The 25,131-nt window shown below is 47.1% G+C and carries 16 protein-coding genes; 5 read left to right on the forward strand and 11 right to left on the reverse strand.

What is annotated here, in order from left to right:
• Positions 1 to 7: 7 nt before the first annotated feature.
• Genes J3P40_RS09160 through J3P40_RS09175 form a run of 4 tightly spaced genes read left to right on the forward strand, consistent with a single transcriptional unit; the run spans position 8 to position 4,722 of the window.
• Positions 8 to 1,462, forward strand: coding sequence for a RagB/SusD family nutrient uptake outer membrane protein (locus J3P40_RS09160; protein ID WP_256004838.1), 1,455 nt, complete (start codon positions 8 to 10; stop codon positions 1,460 to 1,462).
• A 16-nt stretch (positions 1,463 to 1,478) separates the two neighbouring features.
• Positions 1,479 to 2,606 carry a TlpA disulfide reductase family protein gene (locus J3P40_RS09165; protein WP_256004839.1) on the forward strand — a complete coding sequence of 376 codons (1,128 nt, stop codon included), beginning with the start codon at positions 1,479 to 1,481 and terminating at the stop codon, positions 2,604 to 2,606.
• 53 nt (positions 2,607 to 2,659) lie between these two features.
• Positions 2,660 to 3,058 (forward strand): BlaI/MecI/CopY family transcriptional regulator, encoded by a 399-nt coding sequence (locus tag J3P40_RS09170; RefSeq protein ID WP_256004840.1) that lies wholly within the window; start codon positions 2,660 to 2,662, stop codon positions 3,056 to 3,058.
• Between the two features lie 8 nt (positions 3,059 to 3,066).
• Entirely contained in the window at positions 3,067 to 4,722 is a 1,656-nt protein-coding gene (locus J3P40_RS09175; protein ID WP_256004841.1) for a M56 family metallopeptidase, read from the forward strand.
• Positions 4,723 to 4,753: 31 nt separating this feature from the next.
• Here J3P40_RS09175 and J3P40_RS09180 read toward each other — a convergent pair whose 3' ends face one another.
• The 10 genes from J3P40_RS09180 to J3P40_RS09225 all read right to left on the reverse strand — a co-directional run bounded on the left by J3P40_RS09180 (position 4,754) and on the right by J3P40_RS09225 (position 23,073).
• On the reverse strand, positions 4,754 to 6,082 hold the full coding sequence (locus J3P40_RS09180; protein ID WP_256004842.1) for a MutS-related protein: 1,329 nt from the start codon (positions 6,080 to 6,082) through the stop codon (positions 4,754 to 4,756).
• Complete coding sequence (locus J3P40_RS09185; protein WP_256004843.1) at positions 6,083 to 7,426, reverse strand: MutS-related protein; 1,344 nt, start codon at positions 7,424 to 7,426, stop codon at positions 6,083 to 6,085.
• A 1-nt stretch (position 7,427) separates the two neighbouring features.
• On the reverse strand, positions 7,428 to 9,740 hold the full coding sequence (locus J3P40_RS09190) for a DUF4350 domain-containing protein (RefSeq protein ID WP_256004844.1): 2,313 nt from the start codon (positions 9,738 to 9,740) through the stop codon (positions 7,428 to 7,430).
• A gap of 11 nt (positions 9,741 to 9,751) precedes the next feature.
• Positions 9,752 to 10,699, reverse strand: a complete 948-nt coding sequence (locus tag J3P40_RS09195; protein ID WP_256004845.1) for an ABC transporter ATP-binding protein — start codon at positions 10,697 to 10,699, stop codon at positions 9,752 to 9,754.
• Positions 10,700 to 10,864: 165 nt separating this feature from the next.
• Positions 10,865 to 12,271, reverse strand: coding sequence for a RagB/SusD family nutrient uptake outer membrane protein (locus J3P40_RS09200; RefSeq protein ID WP_256004846.1), 1,407 nt, complete (start codon positions 12,269 to 12,271; stop codon positions 10,865 to 10,867).
• Positions 12,272 to 12,283: 12 nt separating this feature from the next.
• The gene (locus tag J3P40_RS09205; protein ID WP_256004847.1) at positions 12,284 to 15,853 is read right to left on the reverse strand and encodes a SusC/RagA family TonB-linked outer membrane protein; all 3,570 of its coding nucleotides are present in this window, start codon (positions 15,851 to 15,853) and stop codon (positions 12,284 to 12,286) included.
• 259 nt (positions 15,854 to 16,112) lie between these two features.
• A complete protein-coding gene (locus tag J3P40_RS09210) occupies positions 16,113 to 17,264 on the reverse strand; it encodes a FecR family protein (RefSeq protein WP_256004848.1) in 1,152 nt (383 codons plus the stop codon).
• 90 nt (positions 17,265 to 17,354) lie between these two features.
• Entirely contained in the window at positions 17,355 to 17,954 is a 600-nt protein-coding gene (locus tag J3P40_RS09215) for an RNA polymerase sigma factor (protein ID WP_256004849.1), read from the reverse strand.
• 82 nt (positions 17,955 to 18,036) lie between these two features.
• A complete protein-coding gene (locus J3P40_RS09220; protein WP_256004850.1) occupies positions 18,037 to 20,292 on the reverse strand; it encodes a TIM barrel protein in 2,256 nt (751 codons plus the stop codon).
• 87 nt (positions 20,293 to 20,379) lie between these two features.
• Positions 20,380 to 23,073: a family 78 glycoside hydrolase catalytic domain gene (locus tag J3P40_RS09225; protein WP_256004851.1), complete on the reverse strand. Its 2,694-nt coding sequence runs from the start codon at positions 23,071 to 23,073 to the stop codon at positions 20,380 to 20,382.
• Between the two features lie 168 nt (positions 23,074 to 23,241).
• On the opposite strand from J3P40_RS09225, the gene J3P40_RS09230 reads away from it, so the two are divergent.
• A complete protein-coding gene (locus tag J3P40_RS09230) occupies positions 23,242 to 23,652 on the forward strand; it encodes a VOC family protein (RefSeq protein WP_256004852.1) in 411 nt (136 codons plus the stop codon).
• Positions 23,653 to 23,665: 13 nt separating this feature from the next.
• On the opposite strand, the gene J3P40_RS09235 is transcribed toward J3P40_RS09230, so the two are convergent.
• Entirely contained in the window at positions 23,666 to 25,093 is a 1,428-nt protein-coding gene (locus J3P40_RS09235; protein WP_256004853.1) for a S41 family peptidase, read from the reverse strand.
• Positions 25,094 to 25,131: the final 38 nt, after the last annotated feature.

Genomic DNA, 25,131 nt, shown 5'->3' on the forward strand with positions numbered 1-25,131 from the left:
ATCGGACATGAAAAAAACATTCATCATCATATTTGCGATTGCGGGTTTAAGTTTTGGTCTGCCCGCCTGCAAGAAATTCACCGAAATAACGCCTAAAGGCAGCAATATCCTTAACCGGGTGTCGGATCTGGACCTGCTCCTGAATTTCAATTATACAAGTAATTCTGCTACCGGCGATACCTTGTCGGCCAAAACAACCGCTCAGGCAGCATTTTCAGCTTACGATGTGGGTAACCTGGTCAACGATACCTACGCATATTCTACCAATATTCCTTCACTCCTCAGCGCTAAACCGCAAACGCTCCATTATGCCTATACGGTTTACGATGAAAGTGTAGACCGCAAATTGCTGGCGGTAACCGATGTAAAGTACGAGAAGATGTATTTCCTGATCAACAATGTCTATAACGTAGTGCTTAAAAATGCAGACGCCGCGACTGGCGATCGTGCGCTGGCGGAACAGTACAAAGCCGAATCGTATATTTTGCGGGCCTATATGCACTATTTGTTGGTTAACCTGTACGCAAAGGCTTATGATCCGGCAACTGCTTCAACTGATGGGGGCGTGCCTTATGTTAAGGAAGACAATTCTACCATTGAGCCAAACCGGAAAAGTACCATCGCAGAGGTTTACGCCAACATCCTCGCGGATATTGATGCAGGCTTTCAGCTAAACCGCCTTCCAGCTACGCCAAAAAATAACATGCGTGTAGGCCTTGGCTTTGCCCATGCGGTGAAGGCGACTGTGCTGATGTCGCTCCACAGATATCCGGAAGCACTTTCGGAGGCAAACAAAAGCCTGGCGATCAACAGTTTCATCAGTAACGACAGACTGTTTGCGCCGGTTGGAACGGCAGCTTTCGGCAAGCCTCAGGCAACCGCACAGGAAAACCTCTTTTATATGGCACAAGGCGGAAATCCGCTGCTTAGCACACCGAGTCTGGAGATAACGGAACAAATCTATGAGCCTGGCAACATCATCCACCATTATGTAAAGCCTTATTATCCCAGCGGCAACCCTTTCAGCGGTCTGCCGACCTCCAAGCTTTGGCTCAATTCCGCAACGCCTTATGCCATTAATACCGCCGGCCTTACCACCAGCGATACGTATCTGATCAAAGCTGAATGTTTACTCCGCTCCGGTGATCTGGATGGCGCTTTGGAGATTATCAATCTGATCAGGCAAAATCGCATACATCCCAATACGTACGCTCCGGTATCGGCCAGCACAGAAGCAGGGGTAATGGCTTTGCTTGGAAGGACCCGACGCATCGAACTGCTGTTTACCATGCGTAACTATTTCAATCTTAAGCGTCTGACAACGGATCCGCAATATAAGCCTACCATCACGCGGACAATTGAAGGTAACACCTATTCGCTCAGCCCGGAATCGCCGTTATGGATATTTCCATTTCCGCAAAGCGCCACCAATTACAATGCAAACCTTAGTCATAACTATTAGTATCTGTATCCTTAACATGAAAAAACTCATTATAAGCCTGTTGGCGTTACTGCCAATTGTTGCACAAGCCCAGCGCAATTTTACCCTCACCGGCAAAGTGGGGAATGAAAGCGCGCCTGCAAAAGCCTATGTCTTATATCAAAACGGCGGACAGATTGTAACTGATTCGGCTGTGCTGAATGGTGGCAGCTTTAAATTTACAGGCACAATCCAGGAGCCGGTCCCGGCCAGGTTAATCGTTGACCACACGGGCGCCGGTTTTGCCAAAACCACCTCTGCATCCGACATGGAGATGATTTACCTTGAACCTGGTGTAATCCGGATATTGTCGAATGACTCTTTGAAGAATGCCCGGATTCCCGGTTCCCTGATCAACCAGGAATATGCATCATACAAAAAGATGATTCGCCCGGCTGAACTGATGATCAACAAGGTGAGCGAAAAAAGCAGGTTGGCCACTGCCGAACAGAAAAAGGATGCTGCCTTTCAAAAGGCAATTGAGGCAGCCTATAACGAGGCAGGTGCATTCCGTAGATCTTTGCAGCACAAATTCGTGAAGGCTCATCCCGACTCTTTTGTAAGCCTCATTGTGCTTCGGGAAGCAGGTGGCTCCGTGATCAATGTGCAGGAAACTGAACCAATTTTCAATGGGCTGTCGGCTCGAGTAAAGCAAAGCATCGTTGGCCGGGAATATAAAGCGCTGCTTGAGAAGCAAAAGGCGGTTAGGGTAGGGCAACAGGCCCCGCTTTTCGTTCAAAATGATCCTGACGGAAATCCTGTACGACTTGCCGACTTCAGAGGAAAATATGTGCTGATCGATTTCTGGGCCTCCTGGTGTGTGCCTTGCCGGGCAGAAAACCCGCATGTTGTGAAGGCTTATAACAAGTTTAAGGATAAGAACTTTACAGTTATCGGCGTGTCGCTCGACAGGCCGGGGAAGGCGGCCGACTGGATCAAGGCCATCAAAGCTGATGGTCTGGAATGGACGCAGGTATCTGATCTGAAATATTGGGGAAATGAGGTTGCTCAACTGTACGGTATTAAAAGCATCCCTCAGAATTTCTTAATCGACCCATCCGGTAAGATCGTTGCCTTGGATTTACGCGGAGAAGATTTGGAAAAGAAGCTTTCGGAAATATTATAGACAAAAAGTGAGCTACCTCTTGTTTCGTACGAAATTATTCGTATCTTGGTGGTATGGAACATCAGGAAAATCGCTTTGGCAAATTTGAGCCCACAAAATCCGAACTGGAAATCCTTCAGGTACTTTGGGAGTACGGTCCCTCCACGGTCAGGTTTGTTAACGATAAACTTAGTGAAAACCGGGAGATCAAGTATACCTCTACGCTGAAGCTCATGCAGATCATGGTCGATAAGTCGATCCTGAAGCGAGACCAGAGCCATATGACTCATGTGTACCATGTAGCAGAAGCGGAAGAGAAGACCAAGCGTTTTTTGCTTCAAAGGTTTGTTGATTCCATTTATAAGGGTTCAGCAACCAACCTGGTGCTGCAGTTGCTGGGCAACAGCAGCACCTCGGTTAAGGAGCGCGAGGAAATTAAAGCCTTGCTGAAAAAGCTTGATCAGCAAAAATAGCCCATCACATGGAACTTGAGCTGCCGAACTTCTTAACTGCACAGATCGCAAAAGCCATTTGCGCAACCTTAATTCATTCTTTGTGGCAAGGTCTGGCTGTCGCCCTGGTCGCGGCGGTTACAGTCGTTTTCACAAAAAAGGCAAGCGCGGCCCTCAGGTATAAGTTGCTTATTGTTTGCTTTTTGGGGTTTAGTATCGCAGTACTCATGACATTCAACGTCCAGCTTAGCAAAGCTGATCTGAGCGTCGGGCAGTCGCCGTCAGCCATAAATTTCGTTGCCGCCGAAGATGGATCACCTGCCCAGACATCCGCGGACACCAGCATTGAAAGTTTATTTTTTAGTGTTTACGACTACCTCAACGCTCACTCGTCGACTGTGGTACTAATCTGGTTCCTGGTGATCTGCATCAAATACCTGGGGTTTGTGGCTGGGCTCCACCATGTTTACATGATAAGGCGCACACAGGTGAAGGCTGCCGGCAGGGCTTGGGAAACAAAACTTGAGGAGCTTTCGGTAGCTCTGGGCATCAAGAGAAAAGTGGCCATCCTTCAGTCTGGCCTAGCTAAAAGCCCTATGACAATTGGTTATTTAAAGCCAATGATCCTTATCCCTATCGGACTGCTTAATAGGCTCTCTGTCGCAGAGGTGGAAGCTATCCTACTTCATGAGCTTAGCCACATCCGTAGAAGAGACTATCTGGTTAACATATTCCAGCAGGTGGTCGAAATTATCTTCTTTTTCAATCCTGCGCTGCTCTGGCTTTCTGCGTTGATAAAAGCAGAACGAGAGCACTGCTGTGACGATATGGCTGTCAGCAAAACGGGCGACAAGCGGACTTATATACAGGCGCTGCTGAGTTGCCAGCAATATAGTGATACGAAGCACGCCATGGCTATGGGTCTTTCCGGAAGGAAATCGGGCATTGTCGGACGCGTAAGACGTATAGTATCTAATAATAATCAAAGTTTAAATGTTATGGAAAAAGGAGTTCTAACATTCAGTATGGTTACGGCTGTACTGATCACATTGACGGTATCGTCGACAGATGCCAGTATGGTGAAAAAGGCGGTGACGACGACGCAGAGTGTGCTTGTCGAAACCTTCACAGGGGGTAGCCCAGCACAGTTTGAGCGCAGTCCCGTTCAAAGCAAGCCTGTAAAATCGATCCGGAAAGGCGAAGGGGATCGTTTATACAGTTCACAACCCGTTGATTCGCTTCTTTCCACTGAAAGGCGTATCAGTGCTCGGGAAAACGGCAAGTTAGCCGATCTTAGTGTGGATGGCGACAAGTTTGCACGAAATCACATCGTGCAATATCTGCCTGAAGTAGAAGGACGGCATGCGCAGGCTAAGGTCGCCGAGGATGCAAGGAAAGTAAAAGCTGACACATTAACACAATTTGGTTTTAGCACCAATCGGTTACGGGAATGCGCACAATCTACCTGCATGCAGGATTTAATATCAGAAGCGCAGAATTTCAAGTCATGTTTGATCGTGTATCAAGCTGAATCAATATGGCTTGTTACGGATGACCGAAATGCTCTGGCAGCCATTATGAACGACTACCCTTTAAAAAAGATAGCCATCTGCAAAGGAAACATCAAGGTTAATGGAAGGCGTATAGCTCAACGAAATCTTGTAATTCTGCGCGATCGAGATTAGGTGCGTTTGCGTAAAAGTTATAGTCGTATATTCATTTTTCTTCAAGCAACTCAAGTATTCCTTCGTTCTGAATAATTAACATGCCTTGTCGGTCTGAACTGATTCCTTGTTCGAGCCTGTAGGTGTACGTAGGTTTGCTGCCGGCCATGACGGTCGGCAGGTAAGCAAACTGAACGCCTGCTGTTTGGGCCGATAAGGCTTCGCCTACTTCCACAATATGTGTAGATACTAAAAAGCAGCAACGAGTATAGCGGGCGAAGGCCTGTGTAACCGCAAGCGTACCATCATAAGCGTCCTTCACATTGGTGCCTTTAAAGAGCTCGTCGAAAATAACCACGAGATTTTTGCCCGATGCCACTTCTTGGGCTACATGCTTTACACGGAGCACTTCCGCATAAAAATGGCTTAGTCCGAGTTCAATGTTGTCAGGTACGTTTACGGAGGAATAGATGCCGTCTTTTACGGAAAACACCATGTCCTCGGCCGCGACCGGGAAACCCATGTGTGCAAGGTATACAGAGATTCCGAAGGCTTTCATGAGCGTAGATTTACCAGCCATATTTGCACCAGTAAGGAACAGTAGGTTAGAAGATTCTTTAAAGGACAAAGGATTCGCGACGGCTTTCTCGAGCATGGGATGCCGCAGGGCAGAACTGCGGTATTCATTTTTTTCTTTGGGCAATGCTTCTGCATAGGAAAAACCCTTCGCATGGGATACCTGGGCAACAGCAATGTAAACGTCTAAACGGCAAACTTCGTCGAACAAAAGCTCGATCTCTTTACGCAGCACGTGACGCATCAGGTGGTCGTACCTGGCCAGCTTGACTAAAGGCCACCCTGCTACCTCATTTCCCCTGATAAGGCTTGCCAGCCGGGCATCTGAAAATATAGGTCCAAATAGCTTCCAGGTGTTGTTATAGGGGCTGCTGTCAATTTGCTGTCCAAGTTTTTCCCAGAAGTCCCGGAGCTTGTTCAGGACTTCCACAGTGGCCGAAAGCCCGTCGACCATCCGCTGGAACTTGTCGTCGCGCAGTACGGTGGCAGATGCTTTTTTTAGCATCAGATTCACCAGCCCACTTATCCTGTTCCTGGAGGTCCCTAAGGCCATGTGATTTCCTGCCGCATCAAAAATTGGCCCGTCCAGCGGAAATGTCAATCCCGCTTGCTGAAAAAACTGAATGACGCTGCTCCGCTGGTTGATATCTTCGGGGTTGGTGAGCGGCGTTTTGAACATTTCCTGCAACAGCCGTTCGCCTCCGGTGGTTTTTGTTTTATTAAAAAGGCTGAATATGGAGTTAGGATTAAATCTTCCTGCCAGATTCAGGTCGTCAAGTGTTTGTTTATCTGCTATAAAGCTCATTTATATGTTGTTAGGGACCTTTATTCCCGCCTCAAGTATCTCAATTATCCGTTCGTTGTTAATGATCAGCATGCCATGCCGGTCGTCCGTAATACCCTCTTCCAGCCTGTATGTATAAACAGGCTCAGAACCTTGCATCAGGGTGGGCAGATAGATGAACCGTATGTTCTGGTGCTTTTCTCGCAGTACCTGCCCTGCTTCGATGATGTGCGTGGATATGATGAACATGCCATTTCGCTTACGGGAAAACGCGCTAGTAATGGCCAAAGTGGCTTCATAGGCATCTTTAACGTTCGTACCCCTGAAGAGCTCGTCGAACACGACGAACAGCTTGGAGCCACTGGCCAGTTCTTTGGCTATTTTTTTTAACCTTAAAACCTCTGCATAAAAGTGGCTGGCCCCCATACTAAGGTTGTCGGGCAGGTTAATGTTGGTGAAAATCCCGTCCATTACAGAGAATTCCATGCGTTTAGCAGCTACCGGGAAACCCATATGTGCAAGAAACATGGCAATGCCCAGCGACTTCATGAAAGTAGACTTCCCCGCCATATTGGCTCCGGTTAGGAAGATCACGTTGTTTTCTCCATCAATCTGTACGGAGTTTGGTACTGCATTTTGGACCAGGGGATGATACAGGCCCTCGATTGTCGTACAGTCGACTGAAGCTACAAGGGAGGGAAAGCAGAGTTTCCGCTCCCTGGCAACTTTACCTGCCGCGAGGTATACATCCAGATGGTAAATGTATCTGAGTAATTTTTGCACGGTATCCTTGTGGCTAAAACGGAAAACACCGTCATAACTGGATAAAGTTTCTTCGGCCAACTTTCCCTCCGGTTGGTTTAGAACCGGATGAAACACCTGGTCTTTCAAGAGCGCGACTATCTCCCTGGCCTCAGTATAGTAACCGTCGTCCCCGCTCAGATTTAAGGACGAAATAAAGTTGTACAGCGTTTTAAGCAGCTCAGCCAAAGCTGTAATCCCCTGATAAATGATCGATGTTTCCGTATTCACTGCAATGAAGTTGCCGAGCTTAGTTCCAATGGAACGGTTCTGGGCAGAAATCCTGGTCCGCTCATCCGTGTTGGCCAGGTATGGCTCGATTGCGTCGAAACTTGCAAGTGGGAAAGGAAACGGTGTTTCAAGGCTTGAAAAATATCGGATGACGCCACAGCGACGCTTTATGGATGTTTCATTTGCCAGGGGGTACCGAAACATTTCTTCCAGAACCGCTGCGCCACCTCGTGTAGCGCAGCGGTTAAAGATTGAATATATGGAATTGCTTCCCTGCCGTCCAAAAATGTTGAGGTCGTCCAGCGTTTGCTTATCTGTTTTAAAAAACGTCATGTTATTTCCGCTTTCTCCTGATCAGCAACACGCTTCCAAAGGCCAGTAAAACGATCGGTATAACCCATACAAAGAGAATATTTAACCGGCTTACTCCTTCTGAAGTTACCGTTAAGCGCTTATCTTTCGCATCGGGACGCGAGGTATCGATCGGGAATTCCCCGTAATTGAGCCAACTGAATATGGCCGTATTAAAGGCAAAATTCGCTGTCTTTACATTGTACCTGCCAAGTTCTGCATTGCTCATCAAGTCGGCGTCGCCGATGATTACGATACGCTGTTCTTTTCCGGCTACTTTTCTGGTAAGAGAAACCGCGGTCGGCACGGAAATTCTTTGGTCTCCCTCGGCCGCCGAGAAAACTACCTCAGCAGAATCTGATACCATTTTTTGCTTTTTGAGCCAGGTTTTATCCTTATTGGTTACCAGCAGGGGCGTAATACGGAAAGCACCGCCGTCTTTATAAGAAAGACCTGTTGCGCCCGGCATAGCAACGGGCAGGCTGTCGGTTAACGACTTTTGGACGTCTTTTGTGAATTGGGCAGAAGCAGCCGTAATTTCAGTCAGCACCAGGTCGGGCGCCAGGTCAGCGCTCGGTTGGGCAACGATGCCGTCCATCAGCGTTACGCCGAATTGTTTGAGCAAGGGGTTTAGTACATCCTGCTTGCCTGGCTCGCCCATTATTAAAAGATTGCCGCCCTTATCTATATAACGCTGTATTGTTGATAAAGTGGATTCACTTAGATTAACTTTTGGATCAGCGATCACCAGGGTTGAAATCCAGGCAGGGATTTCACCGGATTCGGTAGAAACCGTATCTACGTCGAAACCTTGATTAATCAGCGCATGCCTGAAGGTCTTGGTATTGGTCAGCATTTTATATTCCCTGTCGCCGGTCTTGTTCACGTTACGCTCCAGGTTTCCGGTAAGAAAGCCAATTCTCGGCATCTTAGCCTGAAGCAGACGCTTGAGGGCCGCCGAGATTTCAGTCTCGCTGGGAAAAGTCATGATGTCATTATATATCCGCAGAAAGGTGGTTCTGTTTTTATACTTTAACTGCATGACGAAGCGATTCAGCTCAGGTTTAAGGTCAATGGTCTTCTGGATCTCTTCCGGAGTTTTAAACTTGTCGAGGCTCATCTTAAAGCTTTTAGCGTTCATCGCGGCAATGTCCTTCAAGGTTTTACCCGGATAAGCTTTAAGCAGATAATTATTTTCGAGAGGTTCATCGTAATACATGACGTAGTCGAAAGCGATGTCGGGTTTGAATCTTGTGTAAGGCTCCCAGACCGACAGATATCTGTTACGCACAGATGGCATGCCTAAATAACTCCGGTTATCCAGAAGGTTGTTGTACACCGTAACTGTGAGTTTATCTTTTCCGAGTTCACGAATGATGTTTTGGGCTTTGGGAGTCAGCGTGTTGTTTTTGTTGGCCGTGGTGTCCAGATACCCGATCATTCCGGGACGCGAGGAAATGTAGCCAACGCTGATTGCTGAAACGACGATGACGAAATACCTTCCTAGCTTTATCCATGCCGGCTTCGATTCCCTTCCGGCCAGGAGTTTAGAAATACTCAGACCAAGGAAAATATAGATAATGAGGAGGAAATAGATCAGGTCCTTGCTGGTGATCAATCCGCCCAGCATGTGGCTCGTGCGTCCGGACAGGGAAAGAAAATAGGTAATGTCCCGCACAAAATCATACTGCTGCCACACCGTACCGATGTAGGTTAAAATCCCGATCATGACAAAGGTGCTTACTGCTGCCACTACCTGATAAGTCGTTAAACACGACATAAACAGACCTATCGCCGCGTAGGCGCATAACAACAGGAAGAAGCCCAGTACTGCCGAGAGGAGTGTGCCTGAATCGACACTTACAATATGGAACGCACCCAGAATCATAAAAACCGTAACTATGGCAACGAGGATCAAGCTGTAGACCACCATGGCCAGGTATTTCCCGAAAATAATCTCGCTAATTTTGATCGGCGAGGAGTAGAGCAGCTTGATTGTACCTCCATTGATCTCCCGGCTTATAAGGCCCATGGTGAGCAGGGGAATGTAGAGGTACAGGTTTTGCATCACACTGCTGAACATTCCTCTCATCGGGTCTGTAAAGATCTTGAAAGTCAGTGGTGCTAGATAGTCGAGGTTACGACCACCTGCTTCCTGCATGCTTGTATAGGAATCGAGCAACTTCAAATAAGACAGCGCGCACTGGATGAAAAATACGATCATTAAAAACCAGGCAATGGGAGAGTAGAACAGATTCTTAAGTTCCGTTTTAGCAACTTTAAATATCATCTTCATGTGGTGTAAGATTATTTGGGTGAATGGATGGATTGAGCGGATTTGCCAGACAGATGCTTGAAGATCTCATCAAGCGCACTCTTGTCGACCGTAATTTCCCTTAGTTTCCAGCCTTTTTCCATGCTGGCAGCGATTACCCGTTCGGTGATGTCCTGGTCGCCGCTAAAATACAGTCGTATCTGGCGCTCAGTCAGGAAGTCTACATTGTTTATCCCTTCAATTTGCAGCAATTCTTCCCGCACCGGCGGGTTTTCCATGCTTACCAGCAGGCTATGTGGTTCCACATAATTATTGAAAGCATCCATGGTATCGGCAAATACAATTCTGCCGCCTTCGATCATCATGATCTCCTTGCAAAGCACTTGTACCTCGGCCAGGATATGCGAAGAAAAGATCACCACCCGGTCGGTCGCGATTTCCTTGATCAACGATCTCACCTCAGTGATCTGGTTGGGATCGAGCCCGTTGGTAGGCTCATCAAGCACTACAACTTTCGGGTGGTGGATGATGGCTTGCGCAATGCCAACACGCTGACGATAACCGCCCGACAGGTTGCCTATCAGCCGGCTGCCGAAGTGTGTTATTCCACAGCGCTCTTTCGCTTCGGCCATGGCTTCCTTAATTTTCGCTTTAGGGATAAGGCGCAGTTCTGCACAGTATTGTAAATACTCGTCTACAGTCAGGTCCAGATACAGTGGAGGTGTTTGCGGTAAAAAGCCGATATACCGTTTGGCGAGCTCCGGTTGCTCCCTGGTATTAATGCCGTTGATGTAAACGTTTCCTTCGGTTTGATTTAAAACGCCGCAAAGGATATTCATGGTGGTCGATTTACCCGCTCCATTGGAGCCCAGCAGGCCAACAATGCCGCTGTGGTTAATTTCCATGTTGATGTCGCGGATCGCCCAGGCGTTACTGTACCTGTGCGACAGGTTTTCTAGTTTGATAATGTGCTCTTTCACGTCTGATTTTTTGGTTTCAATTTGTATATTATGTTTGCGCCTGACCGTTTGCCGGGCAATGGGAGATCATGCTGAGCCGACAAAGGCCTTGCTCAGTTCATAAGCTGCTTAGACAATTCGTCTAACTCAGCATGATCAGTTATTTAAAAAATTTGCAGTCGTTGCTTAATCCGATGGATTTTGCGGCCAGTTGGGATTGAAAGACATCACCTGGATGGGGATTTGCAAAGTATATTTCTTGCTATGCGGAGGCAGGGTAGCCAGCAGATTGTTCTGCCCATCGTAGCGGTTCACTGCAGGCATACGGCCTTCAGTATCCAGTCTGCGCATATCGAACCAGCGCATACTGTTAAACGTAAACTCCAGGTTTCTTTCTGTCAGCACTTTTTGCAGTACTTCTTCCTGAACTGACGATTCATATTTTTGGTAGTCGGCCGGTTTAAAACGTGCCTTGCGGACCAGATCAAGTTCGCTTATCGCTTTGGGCAGGTCGTTGGCACGTGCTGCGGCTTCCGCCAGGATCAGGCGCATTTCTTCTACAGAGGTTCCGCAGTTCGGATATGCCCCGGAGTAGGAGACACCCCAACCCAGGTGAACCACCGTACCTCGTTTTTCAAAGCTGTAGTCGCCCAGACTAGTATAATAAAACGCTAGTCGAAGATCCTTTCTGTCGAAACGCTTTAAGTGGGCCAAGGTTGGCGTGAACTGCGTGAAAGTGGTTTTGTGCACCCGGGCATAAATTGCACCCGGACGTATAATGATCGGTGGCATGGCACTAACGCCGGAGAGGGCGCCAAAATCTAAAACAGTCTTTTGTCCGTTATCCAGCGCAAGCTGCGCACTTTCTGCAGCCTTGGCAAAATTACCCATGTATAGATACGTTCTGGCCAGCACACTGTAGGCCGCTGGGAGCGACCCGCGGAAACGGTTCTGGTTATTATCTTTCGGCAATGCGGCTATTGCAGCGTTTATGTCTGCAATGATGTGATCATAGATTTCCTTTACCGTACTACGGGGCGGTGTCGGATCATTCAGGTCATTGGAAGTCACAAAGGGTACGGCCAGATCCTTGTCGGCAGTCTCAGCCTTATATACGTTTCCGTAAAGATTTACGAGGTACAGATAGCTGAACGCCCTGCCGAGCTGTGCTTCTGCCCGTATACTGTTTTTTTGCTGTTCCGTACCGCCAGTAGCTTCATCTATTCCGTTTAAAACCGTGTTGTAATAATAAATCGACTCATAAAAATCTTTCCAGATTGCCGGGGCAGCGGCGAGATCAAGGGCGAACTGTTTCTGCCAGGTATAGATCCAGTTGTTCTGGGAAGTAAACGGATTTTTGATGTAAACGTCGTCTACGTTATCATCCAACAGGTTTAGTTCATTTGGAATGGCCTGTTCAAGGCTAAACAGATTATTTAGCCATAAGTCATAATCCCCAACTGTTTTGAGCAGTCGTTTTCCTTTCGGCTGAACATCCAGGTACTTATCACAGGAAGTCAGAAGCAACAGCGGAAGCGCGGCTAAAACCAGCCACTTCCTGATATTTGCGTTTAATACGTTCAATGTTTTCATGATCATAAACAATTAAAAGTTGATAGAAAGTGCCGCACTATAAGTCGGTGTGAGGTATGACTTCGCATAGCTGCCTGTTGCCAGACTATAGTTGTACTTGTTGAATGCCTTTGTGTATACGTTTGAGGCTTGCAATCTAAGTTCTACGTTAGACAGGCCTGCGCGCTGTACAAGTTTACTGTGTCTGAAACTGTAGGCCGCTGTAATATCGCCAATGGTAATATATGCTCCGTTAACTGTGTATTTGTCGCTGGTAGCTATAGCATAATAGTGACTGTAGCCCATCGTGTTTGATAAGATTGGCACCGCATCCGGATTATTTTCGTCGCCCGGTTGCTTCCAGTAGTTCTGTGCTCCTTCGAGCGGCCTTACGGTTGTGGCATCCGGTACGGGCACTCTCACAGAAAAGCCGCTGAAATAGTTGATCATACAATACGCATAGAAGCTACCCACGTCTACCCGGTTACTCATACCAAGGTTAAAAACAGGGATAGCACTTCCGGCAAGATCAACAGCGGCATCGATCATTGCGGTATTGTCGCTATAATTAATTACCTCACCCGATTTGTTGTACATCTGGGCATATCCTGTATTGTTCAGGCCCGCATAGCGATAGTTGAATAGAGCACCCACCGGATAGCCTTTTATATAATCGGCATAGTTACCGCTGACATAAAATCCTGCAGCGCTGGTTGGTGTGATGTTAGGATTGTACACCTGCAGGATTTTGTTTGTATTGCGGGCAAAAACGAGTCCCGTGTTCCAGTTGAAGCGTTTTCGCGTAATCCAGTCGGCCTGTAAACTAAACTCCAGACCGTGGTTGCGAATGGAGGCCTGGTTGATCAGCGCCGATACACCACCCTTGGAAGCGTCGATCTGGTTATTGGCCAGGATGTCGGTACTTGTCTTGACATAATAATCTATGCTGCCGCTTATCCCTTTGAACAGACCATAGTTCAGACCGAGATTGAAGTTTCGGCTTTGTTCCCAGCGCAAGCCGCTGTTTGCATGGGAAAGGAGGTTTAGCATCGGGACGGCCCCGCCCGGATTTAGTGTATTCAAGTCGTCTTTAGCGATAACCTGGGGTAACGCATCTTTTGCTACGTTTCCATTAAAGCCATGTGCTACCCTAAGTCTCAGGGAATTTATCCATTCCAGATTCTGCATAAAGTTCTCCTTATGGACATTCCATGCGGCACCTACCGACCACAGGGGTTTGTACTTGTATTTAGGGTCGGTACCAAAGAGGTTGGATTGGTCAACACGGATACTTCCCGTCACCGAATATTTGCTCTTGTACGCGTAGACGAGGTTGGAGTAACCTGAAATAAAACGGTCGTCGGCATACCCATGGTTAAATAAAGTACTGTAAGACAACGGCGTATTGGAGTTAGCAAAAGAGGCTGAATAATTGATGAGCGTCTTGAAATCTACCTGCTGGTTATTCAAGGTCTGGTCGTTGTACCCGAAATAAGACGCGGTATTCGACTGATTGATCACTTTGCGGACTTCTGCACCGAGGATAAGGTTTACGGAGTGATCTGCGTTAATTTCCTTATCGTAATTGGCCTGGGCTCTTGCTGTGATACTTTCCGTGCCGGTGGTACCTTGTCTCAAGAATGCGCCCTTGGGTAAATTGTAGATCAGCCCGTTTGGTCCTGACCTAGTGTAATAGTTCACGTATTGACGAACCTCGGCAGAGTTCTCACTAGCCAGATGCCTGATGGTTCCCTGAGCATTTTCATGTACACCGCCAACCGAAAGATTGAATCCATTACCCATATTGTAGCGAAGATTTGCAGTGATCCGATCCGAGATCGTCTTTGTTCTGTCGGCCACCTCATTCATTTCCGTCAGCGGATAGTAAGCGTTATCCAGGAGTCCTAGGGTTTGAATATACTGATGGTAGTACTTATTTCCCTTGGCCCGTGGGATGGAGGTGTTGTACATTGCTGCCGGGTTTCCTTGTGCATCCTGAAAGTGCTCGTAAGGATAGATGTTATTGATGTCGGGTATTGGCGCAGCCTGGATTTTATTCTCCTGCAAGTCCATGTTCAGTTCCAGTTGCAGACGGTCCGATAATTTTATGGTGCTCCTTCCCGAAAGACGGAAAATCCCATTGTCGTTGTTTAGCTTCGTCAAGTTGTTTTTGGAGTAATTGGCCGTCAGATAGTATAGTACATTGTTGTTTCCTCCCGACAAATCGATGTTATACGTTTGTGTGGTGGCGTTCCTGAGGAATAGGCGACCATAATCTCCTGAGTTATTGTAAGCAGCCAGTTCGGCAAGCTGACGGTCGCGCTCTTCAAGCGTGATCGAATTGGTCGACGAACGCCACTGTGCCATGATCAAAGTTGGCAGGTTGTAGTTGTAATAGCCTCCTTGTGGGCCTTGTAACGTGGTCCAAAGCGTAGGTCCGGCTGAGGCATTTCTCAGCTTTTCAAAGTCTATAACCGTAGCGGATGCATTTTCATCCCAACGATATCGTTCATAATTTTCCTTGGGCGTTAAGCTTGAGGTGGCGCGGAAGTTGACTTGAACCTTACCTGCCTTTGCTTTTTTACGCTCAATGATGATGACACCGTTAGATGAACGGGCTCCATATATCGTTGCAGCGGCAGCATCCCTAAGAACGGTTACCGACTCTATTTCATTCGGATCTATCATGTCTAGTGACATTTCGGTAGGGTAGCCATCTACCACAATAAGCGGATTCCGGTTACCTTTAATGGTTGAGATACCGCGTATCTGGAAAAGGCCGTTGTTCTCAAATTTTACATCGTTGTTAATAAGCAGGCCGGGGATCTTGTTCTGCAGACCGGTTAAGAAATCTGTTGTATTGATCCGGCTGTCGTATTCTTTTCTGTTGATGACTGATATACTGCCTGTGCTTTGCTCCGGCTTAATTTGCTGGTAGCCGGTATTGAAAGTCACCTGTATTTCTTCCAGGCCGGCAACGGACGGCTGGAGCTGAATTACCAAATCATTAGATTTTGTAATAGAACTTACTTCCTGTTCCTGATAACCAACGTAACTTACCACTAAAGTGGCGTTTTCGTCTACATTCTTCAGCGTAAATTCCCCTCTGGCATCAGTTTTTGTCGCCTGGTTTTTGTTCTTTACCTTTACGGAAGCACCAACAAGCGGAGCGCCTGTTTCATCGGTCACACGCCCATAAATGTCGACCGCCCTTAACCGCTCTGCAATGCGGTCGAAAAGCGACTTCTCTTTAGCTTTGATTGTTACGATTTTGTTATTGATCGTGTAAGAGAGGGGCTGGTCTTTAAAACATAGCTCCAGGGCCTTTTCGATAGGCACATTTTTAAGATGGAGCGTTACCGGTATCGCATCTTCCATCATTTGATCGCTATAGAAAAAGTCGTAGCCGGTTTGCTTCCTCAGTTCGGTGAATATTTTTACAAGTTCTGTGTTGTCTCTTTTCAAGGTCACATTCTGACCATAGGAGCTGGCACTTACTTGTAAAATTGCGGTCGTTAGTAAGACTATTATTAGCTTCATTACCAGCAATATTTTAGCCATACCCGCTTTCGGCCGGTATAGGCTTTTAATATAAAATTTCATATTTTTACTTATTACTGTGTAGCGCCTGATACTGTCCAAGGTGTGCAGCACTACACAATTGTTCACTAATAGTTGTTTTTGCGATACCCGAGCCCGCTCGGGTGCGCATGAATGCATCTGAACATATCCGGATTCCGGTTGCCACCGGATTCCGGATTGTTATAAATCTGGCTGCGGGTTAAGGGTCGCTGTTGTAGAGTTTTTTCATGTTTGTTTGGTTTGGTTGATTTATATTAAATAATTATTGGTTCCTGAAGCTTTATTTTGAGACGAATACATGCCTTCCCTCAACACTGAACTTTAATTTCTTTGTTGATTCTATACTGATTAAGACCTCAGAAATATTCTTAGACCTGGAAACCAGCCCGCTGAAGGTTTGGTTCACATCTACATCCGGGTCATAACTAACCTCTACGTTATACCATCTGGCGACCTCTCGCATGATATGTGCTAAGCTTTCACGCTTAAATATGAAATCCCCGTTCTTCCAGTCGACAGTCGCGTTAACGTCGACCGGGCTAACCTGGATAGGGCTCCCGGAAGTTGCAACCGATTGCTGGTTAGGCTTCAGTATCACTTTTCCGTTCACACGTACACTTCCTTCCAGCAGGGTTGTTTTAATGCTTCCCTCATCGGCGTAACTGTTGATATTGAAATGCGTACCAAGTACCTCTACCTGATGGCTGCCGCTCTCAACGATGAAAGGATTTTCCTGATCTTTTGCGACTTCGAAATAACCTTCGCCCTCAAGTTTAACCTTGCGTTTGCCTTCTTTTGTAAGCTTCGTTGCATACGTTAAACTGGAAGCCGCGTTCAACCAAACTACCGAGCCATCAGGTAGGCGCACCTGGTAAGTCTCGCCCGGGGCAGTAGATAAGGTATTGAACTGGTTTGTTTCGGTATCGGCATCGGTAAGGGTGTACACTAGCTGGCCGTTTGCCGATTTGCTGATCATTACGCCAGCTTCCCGGGCTAGTTCTCCATTGCCCATATTTTTCAGGCTGATCTTCTTGCCATTGGCTAATGTAAGCGTTGCACCCTGTTTGCCTGGCGCGATATCATTTGCATAAGAGATTTGATCGGACTTGTTGCTGAGCCAAATACCGAATGAAACAATAATGGTTGCGATCGCTGCTGCGATAGCAATCCGAGGCCATTTGGCGCCGCCCTTAACTATCTTCAAGGTGTTCTTGTCCGACTGGTAAATGGCAGAAAGCATTCTTCTTTTTGCTGCCTCATCAAAGGGATTATCTTTCGGTTTAAAGGTGTCCCACCGTGAAGTTATGAGTTGCTGAAGCTCCTCGTCATGCTCGCCCGACCTGGCAAAAGATAATAATTCGCCGGTCTCTGCCTCGGTAGCCTGGTCGTCAAAATATTTGTTAAATAAAACGCTTAGTCTTGTTTCTTCCATGTCTTTGTCGGTACCAGTTGGCGCCGATTTGTGATAAAGACGCAGAACTCATCAAAAGGGGGTAGTTGGCAGAAAGAAAAATAAAAAAAATCAGTTTAGTACTAAAGGACTGAGAACGACACTGAGTATCACCAGGTCGGTGCCCGACTTAAGTTCTGATTTTATAAAGGCTACCGCATACTGAATGTGCTTTTTTACCGTCTCCGGAGAGATTCCGAGCTGCAAAGCAATCTCATCGTGTTTGTATCGGTCGCGTCTGCTTAAAATATACACCCGCTTTGCCTGGGCAGGAAGTTTATCTACAGCCCTGTCAATCAATTCGCGGTATCGTTCCAGCGCATGCTCGGCTCCGTCGGCCGCAAATTCTTCCAGAAGCATGTTTTCCAGTTCAGCTTTTGCTGCGCGTTCCTTTGCTTCCTTTCTTAAGTGGTCCATGGTACGGTTGCGGCACAAAATAAACAGGTAGTTGGTAAAGCTTCCGATCGCGGGTAAGTCAGCCCGTTTCAGCCAGATCTTTACAAAGGTATCCTGAACAATTTCCTCAGTGATGTCGATGGATTTGGTCAGTTTTAATACATATTCCCCAATAGGCGCGTAATAAGCTTCAAACAGCTCAGTGAAAGCACGTTGATTACCCGAAGCAATTTCTGCTATGAGTTCTTTCTCATTTTTAAGGGGTTCTATGGCCATCTTTCTGTTCGAATGCTTATAGGCAAAACGGACAGTCCAAGTATAAATAATTATTTACAGATTCTGGTAAAAGTCCGATATCTTACTTGCCCAGCAGACTTTTTACCTGGTTGTAAAGTTTCTCTTTATCGCTCGGTCTCAGCATATTCGGGTTCACAACCTGACCATCGCTCACCAGGATATATCGTGGTATAGCGTAACCCTTACCGTCCCAAAACTTGTTCAACATATCCTGCAGCAGACTTTTGTTTGTTCTCACATGCCATCCATCCAGATGGTAATATTTGATCATGGTTTTCCACTGCTCGTCTGCCTCATCTTTGTCTGTGGAGATAAACAGCATTTCCACATTATTACTATCTAAAAATTGAGCCAATTCCTTACCATATTTAAACTCCTCTTTGCATGGTCCGCACCAGGTGGCCCACACATCAATGAAGACATCTTTCCCTTTAAATTTGCCTAATAGCTGCTCAAAGGAATCAACTTTTCCATACTCCGGAATGATCTTTTGCTTTGTGCCGGGTTGGGCTTGCTTGCTGGCCAGAAATGACTCGATTGACCTGGCATAAGACTTCATGTATGCCGTGTAAGCACTGTGCGGGTACTGACGCTGAAAGTCGGCAAACAGTTCTAAAAGCACCGGTTGAAATCTGTTCTGCATCATTTCATTACGCACAAAGCTAGCCAGCATAAACTCACGCATTTTTCCTTTGAATGTTTTGGACAGGCCTTCATATTTCAATTTTAGATAAGCTGATTCGTCTTTTACATCCAGCTTTTTACCTTGTTTTAACGGCAAATAGTAGGTCAGATACGTGAAAGCATAGTAGTCGGCATGGTAAAAGAAGTCCGGATTAAAGGTGTTTTGTATATCTTCCAGCGGAAGCTTCGTGTATGCCGCCGCCCACATGCGATCGAGGTCAGCGTTAAGTTTTTTCGTCTCTGAAAAAACGATCATAGGTATGGCAGCTTCCAGGATATTGGCCTGTACCTTCAGATAATGGTCTATCTCACTGTGAAAAGCGGGCGAGATTTTTTTGGCACTCAGCAGCTTGCGATAGGGCTCCAACTGTGCAAGCCTGTTTAGCTCAATCAGTTTGATCAGACCTGCCGCTGTGCTATCTTTCTTGTAATAAGCTTTGGCAACTGTTTGATAAAATTCCGTATTCCGTTCAGCAAATAGCCTGATTCCCTCCATATTGCGATCAACGTTGCGCAAGGGCTTGTCAAGGCTATCGTCGAACCAGATGTTGGTAAGGCCCGGCTCCACAATAATGAAATAACCGTTGATACGAACCCAGGTTGCGCGTGTTAGCGGAACAGAAACGCTCACCGAACTGTCGAGACCCAGTACATGCGCCTTGGCCTGCTGAAAAAACCAGGTGCCATCTACAGGCGTTTGTATCTTCACGGTATCATCTTTCGAATTCGAAACTTTTATCTTCAACTGAGCTGTCTGTGCCGCTGCTGCGGTGGGAGATGTGGCCGCTAATTGAAGCTGACTGGTCATATACGCTTTCGCCAAAGGAGCTTCCGTTTTCAGATCAGTCCACCGCCCTTCAATAAATATGGGGCCCTGATACTTTATCTTCTGTAGTGCTTTCAGATAGGGGACAAAATCGTCTCCTTTAAAGCCGGGGTAGGTCCGTTCATCCTTCTCCGCGATCTCACAATACTCAATGATTGAACCCGCATCGATAATATGCTGCGCGGGTTCATTTTCTTTTAGCATATGATAGATATCGGCATTAAGCCTGAAGTTCTTATGGTTTACCGAATTAACGATGTAGGCCGCGTCTTTTAAGGTGGTGATGAAGTTCGTTTCAGTACTGTTCAAAGCTTCCAGAAATATTTTAATGCCATGCACCTTCGCCAGAACTGCCAGTTTGCCTGATAATTTGATGAAATCTGCGGTCGCTTTTTTTGCGTCGTATCCCTCCGGCAACCTTCTGGCACCTCCGCTGCCAAGTACAATGGCATAAATCCCTGCCTGCGATGCCCTGCTGAAAACAGTGTCGGCATAAGCCAGAACCGTTTGCTCATTTACTTTATCACCCGCGATTTTCAGTTGCCCGGGAAAAAAAGTGTTACACATATACACCTGGCATCGAGCTTTCTTCAAAGCTTGAAGTTTAATGAGAAAGTCAGCCCGCGAAATGTTCGGCGAGAGTAGATTCCCAACGGATTCACCGATCAGATGGAAACCCGACTCGTGGAGGAGAGCATCGTTTTCGAGCGAAGACACAATCCCCAATGCCGGTTTAATCTGGCTTAAAGCAGGGGTACTCAAAGCAAGCAGTATGGCGATGGACAGCGTATATAACCTCTTGATCATAAACAATATTACACAATTAAGCACCAAGTTATCGTCTTCCGGCAGGGAAATCTACGCAATCGTTGCCGGCACACGATTCTGCAGTGGTTACAGCACTTCGAACTCATGGATGCCCGATTGAAATTCCATGACATACTTGTTGTCTACTTTTCTTGCCTGCAGTTCAGCGCCCGATGTATCCTTTGCCCGTTGCGCCCCGCCGGGTAGTACAAAAGTCGCCGAAGCATTTACTGGTACTTCGATAAGCACTTTCATAGTTCCATTGCCCGAGCGCTTCCATTCTGAGCGTATTCGGCCAAAGGGACTTCTGTACGACGCCTTACAATGGTCCAGCTCAGTGACGGTCTTAGGCGCTATCACGAAGTGGTTCATGCCGGGCGCAGCCTGATCTACTTTTATTCCAGCCAAACCGGTATAAAACCATTCTACTACGCTTCCGAACATGGGGTGACATCTCGAGCCATCTCCTTTCCAGGATTCCCATAGTGTGCTGTTTTTCTCGTCAAGCAGGTAACCAAAGCTTGGGAAATCCTTCTGATTCATCAACTTGTATGCAATATCGTCCCGATCGTTTGCACTTAGCACATTCAACAGCAGGGGGGTACCCAATATGCCTGTGTCAAAGTGATGGTTTATTTTTTTCAAATGCGCCAGCAGGCTTGCAAAGACAGTATCATAGCGTTCTGCTGGTACCAGTCCGAAAGCCAGGGCAAAAACATCTGCGCCCTGCCGGCCTTCCCAGTAGGTCTGTCCCGAAGCATTATAGTATGCGGCGTTAAAGTTCTTCTTAATATCCTTAGCCAGTTCCGAAAACTTAAGTTGATCGTCGCCTTTGCCAAGCACGTTTGCAATGCCGGTCATCAGGTTGGTGACATGGTAGAAATAAGCGGTGTTGACCAGTTCCGACGGTACTTCAACATTGCCCGGAGTGCACCAGTCGCCCAAACACCACCCGCCAGGTTCTTCTCTCGATATCAAGCCCTTCTCGTTTGTCCGGGTTTGCAAATACTCTACCCATTGTTTCATGCCGGTATAGTGACGGGTCAGGATCGTCATATCCCCATAATAATTGAAATATGCCCAAGGCATAATCACGTATGCCGACCCCCAAGCCGGTCCGCCGCCACCACCACCAAAAGGGGCCGTGTGCGTCACAAAACCCGTTTTCTTATTACGCGCATCGTCCATGTCGTCCAGCCACTTGCGGTAAAACTGCCGCATGTCATAACTAAAAATGGAGTTTCCCACAATCACCTGCCCGTCGCCCGTGTATCCCAGCCTTTCGCGGTGCGGGCAATCGCTGCTCACGCTTCCATGAAAGTTGGCCTGCTGGGTTTTCAGGTAAGCCGAATTGATTTTATTAAAAAACGGATTTGAGCACTCAAACTCACCGTCCGGGACTACCGCTGTGTACACGTCTTTTACCTTGAGGCTTTCCTTATTCAGGGCCACATCTTTCGAAGTCACTTCAATGTACCTGAATGCATGCCAGGTAAATTTCGGTTCCCAGGTTTCTGTACCCTCACCTTTCAGAATATAGGTGTCAAACTGTCCGTAATCTTCGGCTTCTTCACTTACATATCTTATTTTCAGCGTGCTTCCCGCTTTTCCTTTTACCTCGATGGACGCCCAGCCAGCTACTGTTTCGGGCAAGCTGTACCGGTATACCGAGTCGTTCACTCGCCCGTCAAATGTCGGAACAAGCGTGCGCATCACTTTATCGAAAGGCGCTGTTTGTGGATGCAGACTGCCCGTAGGTGCCCGAACAAGCGTCGCCGGCTTCCATTTTGGATCCTGGTAACCTGCGCTGGCCCAGTCGCCCAGTTCCAGTCGCGCATCATAAATCTCTCCCGTAAATATTCCATCCTTCAGCAGTGGTCCTGTACGCGTTTTCCAGGTTTCGTCGGAAACTATCGTCGCTTTGCTGCCGTCGGTATACAGAATTTCCAGTTGGAAGATCAATCGTGGCGTGTCGTACCACATATGGCCCTCCACCGTGCGGTCGCGCTGGTTGTACCAGCCATTGCCAAGTTGCATGCCTATCGCGTTCTTTTTTAAGTTCAGTGCGGTTGTAACGTCGAAGGTATTGTACAATACGCGTTGGGTCGACTGGTCATCGTAGGGGTAAAGCAACTTCTTTAGGGGTCTTCTATCGTAGTTGGTCACCGCAGGCGCTAATACCTGATCGCCAATCCTTTTCCCGTTCAGATACAGTTCATAAAACCCCAGACCACTCACATAAACCGTTGCTTTTTGGATTTTTTTTCCTGCCACGAACTCTTTGCGAAAATACGGTGAGGGATAAGTTATCGCCGAATCCGGAAAGGGCGTTGGCGCCGTGCCAATCCATTTCGCCTTCCAGTCGCCCGCAGCTAGCAAGCCCATGGTCCAGGATGCCGGTGCGCTCCATTCTGATGGCTCATTGTTTTCATCCCATACCATCACCTTCCAAAATAATGTCGTCCCTGAAGTAAGAGGCTTACCCTTATATTGAATTTGCGTGGAGTTGGCCGACTTAAGCATGCCAGTGTCCCAATAGTCACCTTTTTCCTGCTGCAGCAATGCCAGGCTGCTGGCTACCAGCACACGATAGGCGCTTTGACGCTTACCTTTCTCGTCAGAAGTTAGTTGCCAGCTCAATACCGGTTGTAAACGATCGATGGCAAGGGGATTAGAAAGCTGCTCGCATTCCAGTCTGCCAATTTTTACCGGCGAGGGCTTTGCAAATGCGGTCCCGACCGTCAACAAAACGGACATCAGACAAAAAAAATAGGTTCTCATACAGTGTGTTTAAGTTGGTGTATTCTGCAATACGGGGTACAATATACAAAACCTGAGTTTGGAATAGGAGAGATGTGTTACGGAATCGCCCCCTTTAATTGTCATAATCAGACAGCCCAAAATGGAGCTTGTCCTGCTATCTTTGGATTAATCAAAATGATAACACTTATGGCAACTCAGATTTTTGTGAATTTACCTGTTCAGGAGCTCAACCGCTCGATTGAATTTTTCACCAGACTTGGTTACACCTTTAACCCACAGTTTACCGACGAGAAGGCAACCTGTATGATCATCAGCGACACCATATATGTCATGCTGCTTACCAGGCCATTCTTTCAAACCTTCACCAAGAAAGAGATTGTAGACGCGCATAAGGCCGTGGAGTGCACCATATGCCTGTCTTGCGAAAGCAAGGAGGAGGTCGACCAGATCGTTGAGAAGGCGGTTTCCGCCGGGGCCACAGTTCCCAACCCGGCTAGCGACCATGGTTTTATGTACCAGCATAGTTATGAGGACCTTGACGGACATCACTGGGAGTTTGTCTGGATGAATCCGGAAGCATCACCAGAGCAGATGTGATCGGGTAGGAGGGCTATTTCCTTTTTTTCAGATCCTTTGAAATATAGTCAATCCATTGCGACTTAGGGATATGTAATGGTATATCGGGCTTGAAACCCACCTTGTCAATAGGCTGGGTGTCGGTCCAGCCCGATTTAGACACAGGGATCATCAATACAAAACCCGCATAAGGAAGCGGAGTCACTTGGGAAGGACCTTCGTAATCCATCATGCCCACCGTATTGCTACCATACCTCAGGGTCTTTTTGCTTTGAGCCATCAGATGAAAAAAGTACTCTGCGGAACTACCGCAAAGTTCGTCGGTAACCAGAGCTACCTTTGAAGGAAGTTTAAGGAGGCTGTCGACCGGAATGGTTAGTCCAGGAACGGCATAGAATGTTTGCTTCGTTTGAGGCAGCTCTTCATAGACTCTCCTGAGCGCCGCCACATAATCATCCGGGAAATATTTTTTCATTTCTTCGCTAACGGGGTTGGTAACTATCGGCTCAAGTTCGGCGCGTTTAATGGCTGTGTTATCTGGCGATACCCGGAGCAAGGGGCTATCCTGTTGGATGGGGTTGGTCATTACGTACGGTAATAAATTACTCCATCCGGAATTGCCGCCGCCATTGCCCCTTAGGTCGATAATCAAATATTTACTTCCTCTGATCTTCGCATCGTTTGCCGCAACCAGTCGCTGGATTTTGCTGTCGTTGTTAAAGAATGTCGGGATTTTGATATAACTGGTTTCCTCGTCGAGGACCTTAAATTGCAATCCGTTATTGTTATTACGCCACGACTCAAACTCTTCTGTTTGCTGCCGACTAAGTCCGCGCCCGGAAATGCGCTTATACATGGCGAAATTCCACAATTGTAGCAGATCTCCCCGCTGCTGAGCATACATATCGGTCGTCGTAAAAACATTGTACTGCTGAAGGAGATAGCCTTTGGCATGTGGCTTTAATGTGAAATAAACCAGGCCTGGCTTCAGATTCTTGTCGGAAGCTCTTAAAACAACAGCCTTATACAACTGTCCGGGAAATCTTTTAACCCCCAGGGTTAACGAACTGTCAGGATTTATCCATATTCCTTCAGGACCTGTATCTTGTTTTGTATAGTTAAAATACGCTGCGTCCGCAGACAGCATTTCGGGCTGATCATCTCCATTGGGCTGATAGGTCAGCGAAAAGTGCTTGTCTTCAAAGAACCTAATATACCTGCGAAGCAATTCATAGCAAGTTTTAGCACTGCTTATTCCAGTTGCTTCGCTACGTAAACCAACAACCAACTGCGCGTATTTTTTTTCGGCGCTACCGTTAACCTTATCCGGAAAACCAGCATAATTGCTTTCAGTCTTGGAAATGATTTTATCAAGGTTCTCCCTGCAATTACAGTTAGTGCCCTGTGCCCATACAGCGTTTTGCATCAAGAGCGCAAAAAAGAGAATAAGAAGGTTTTTCATACATAAGGCTATGCCGCAATATAGTAAAATCCCACGCT

Origin of the sequence: Pedobacter deserti (genome assembly GCF_024436415.1) — a bacterium.
GTDB lineage: Bacteria > Bacteroidota > Bacteroidia > Sphingobacteriales > Sphingobacteriaceae > Pedobacter > Pedobacter faecalis.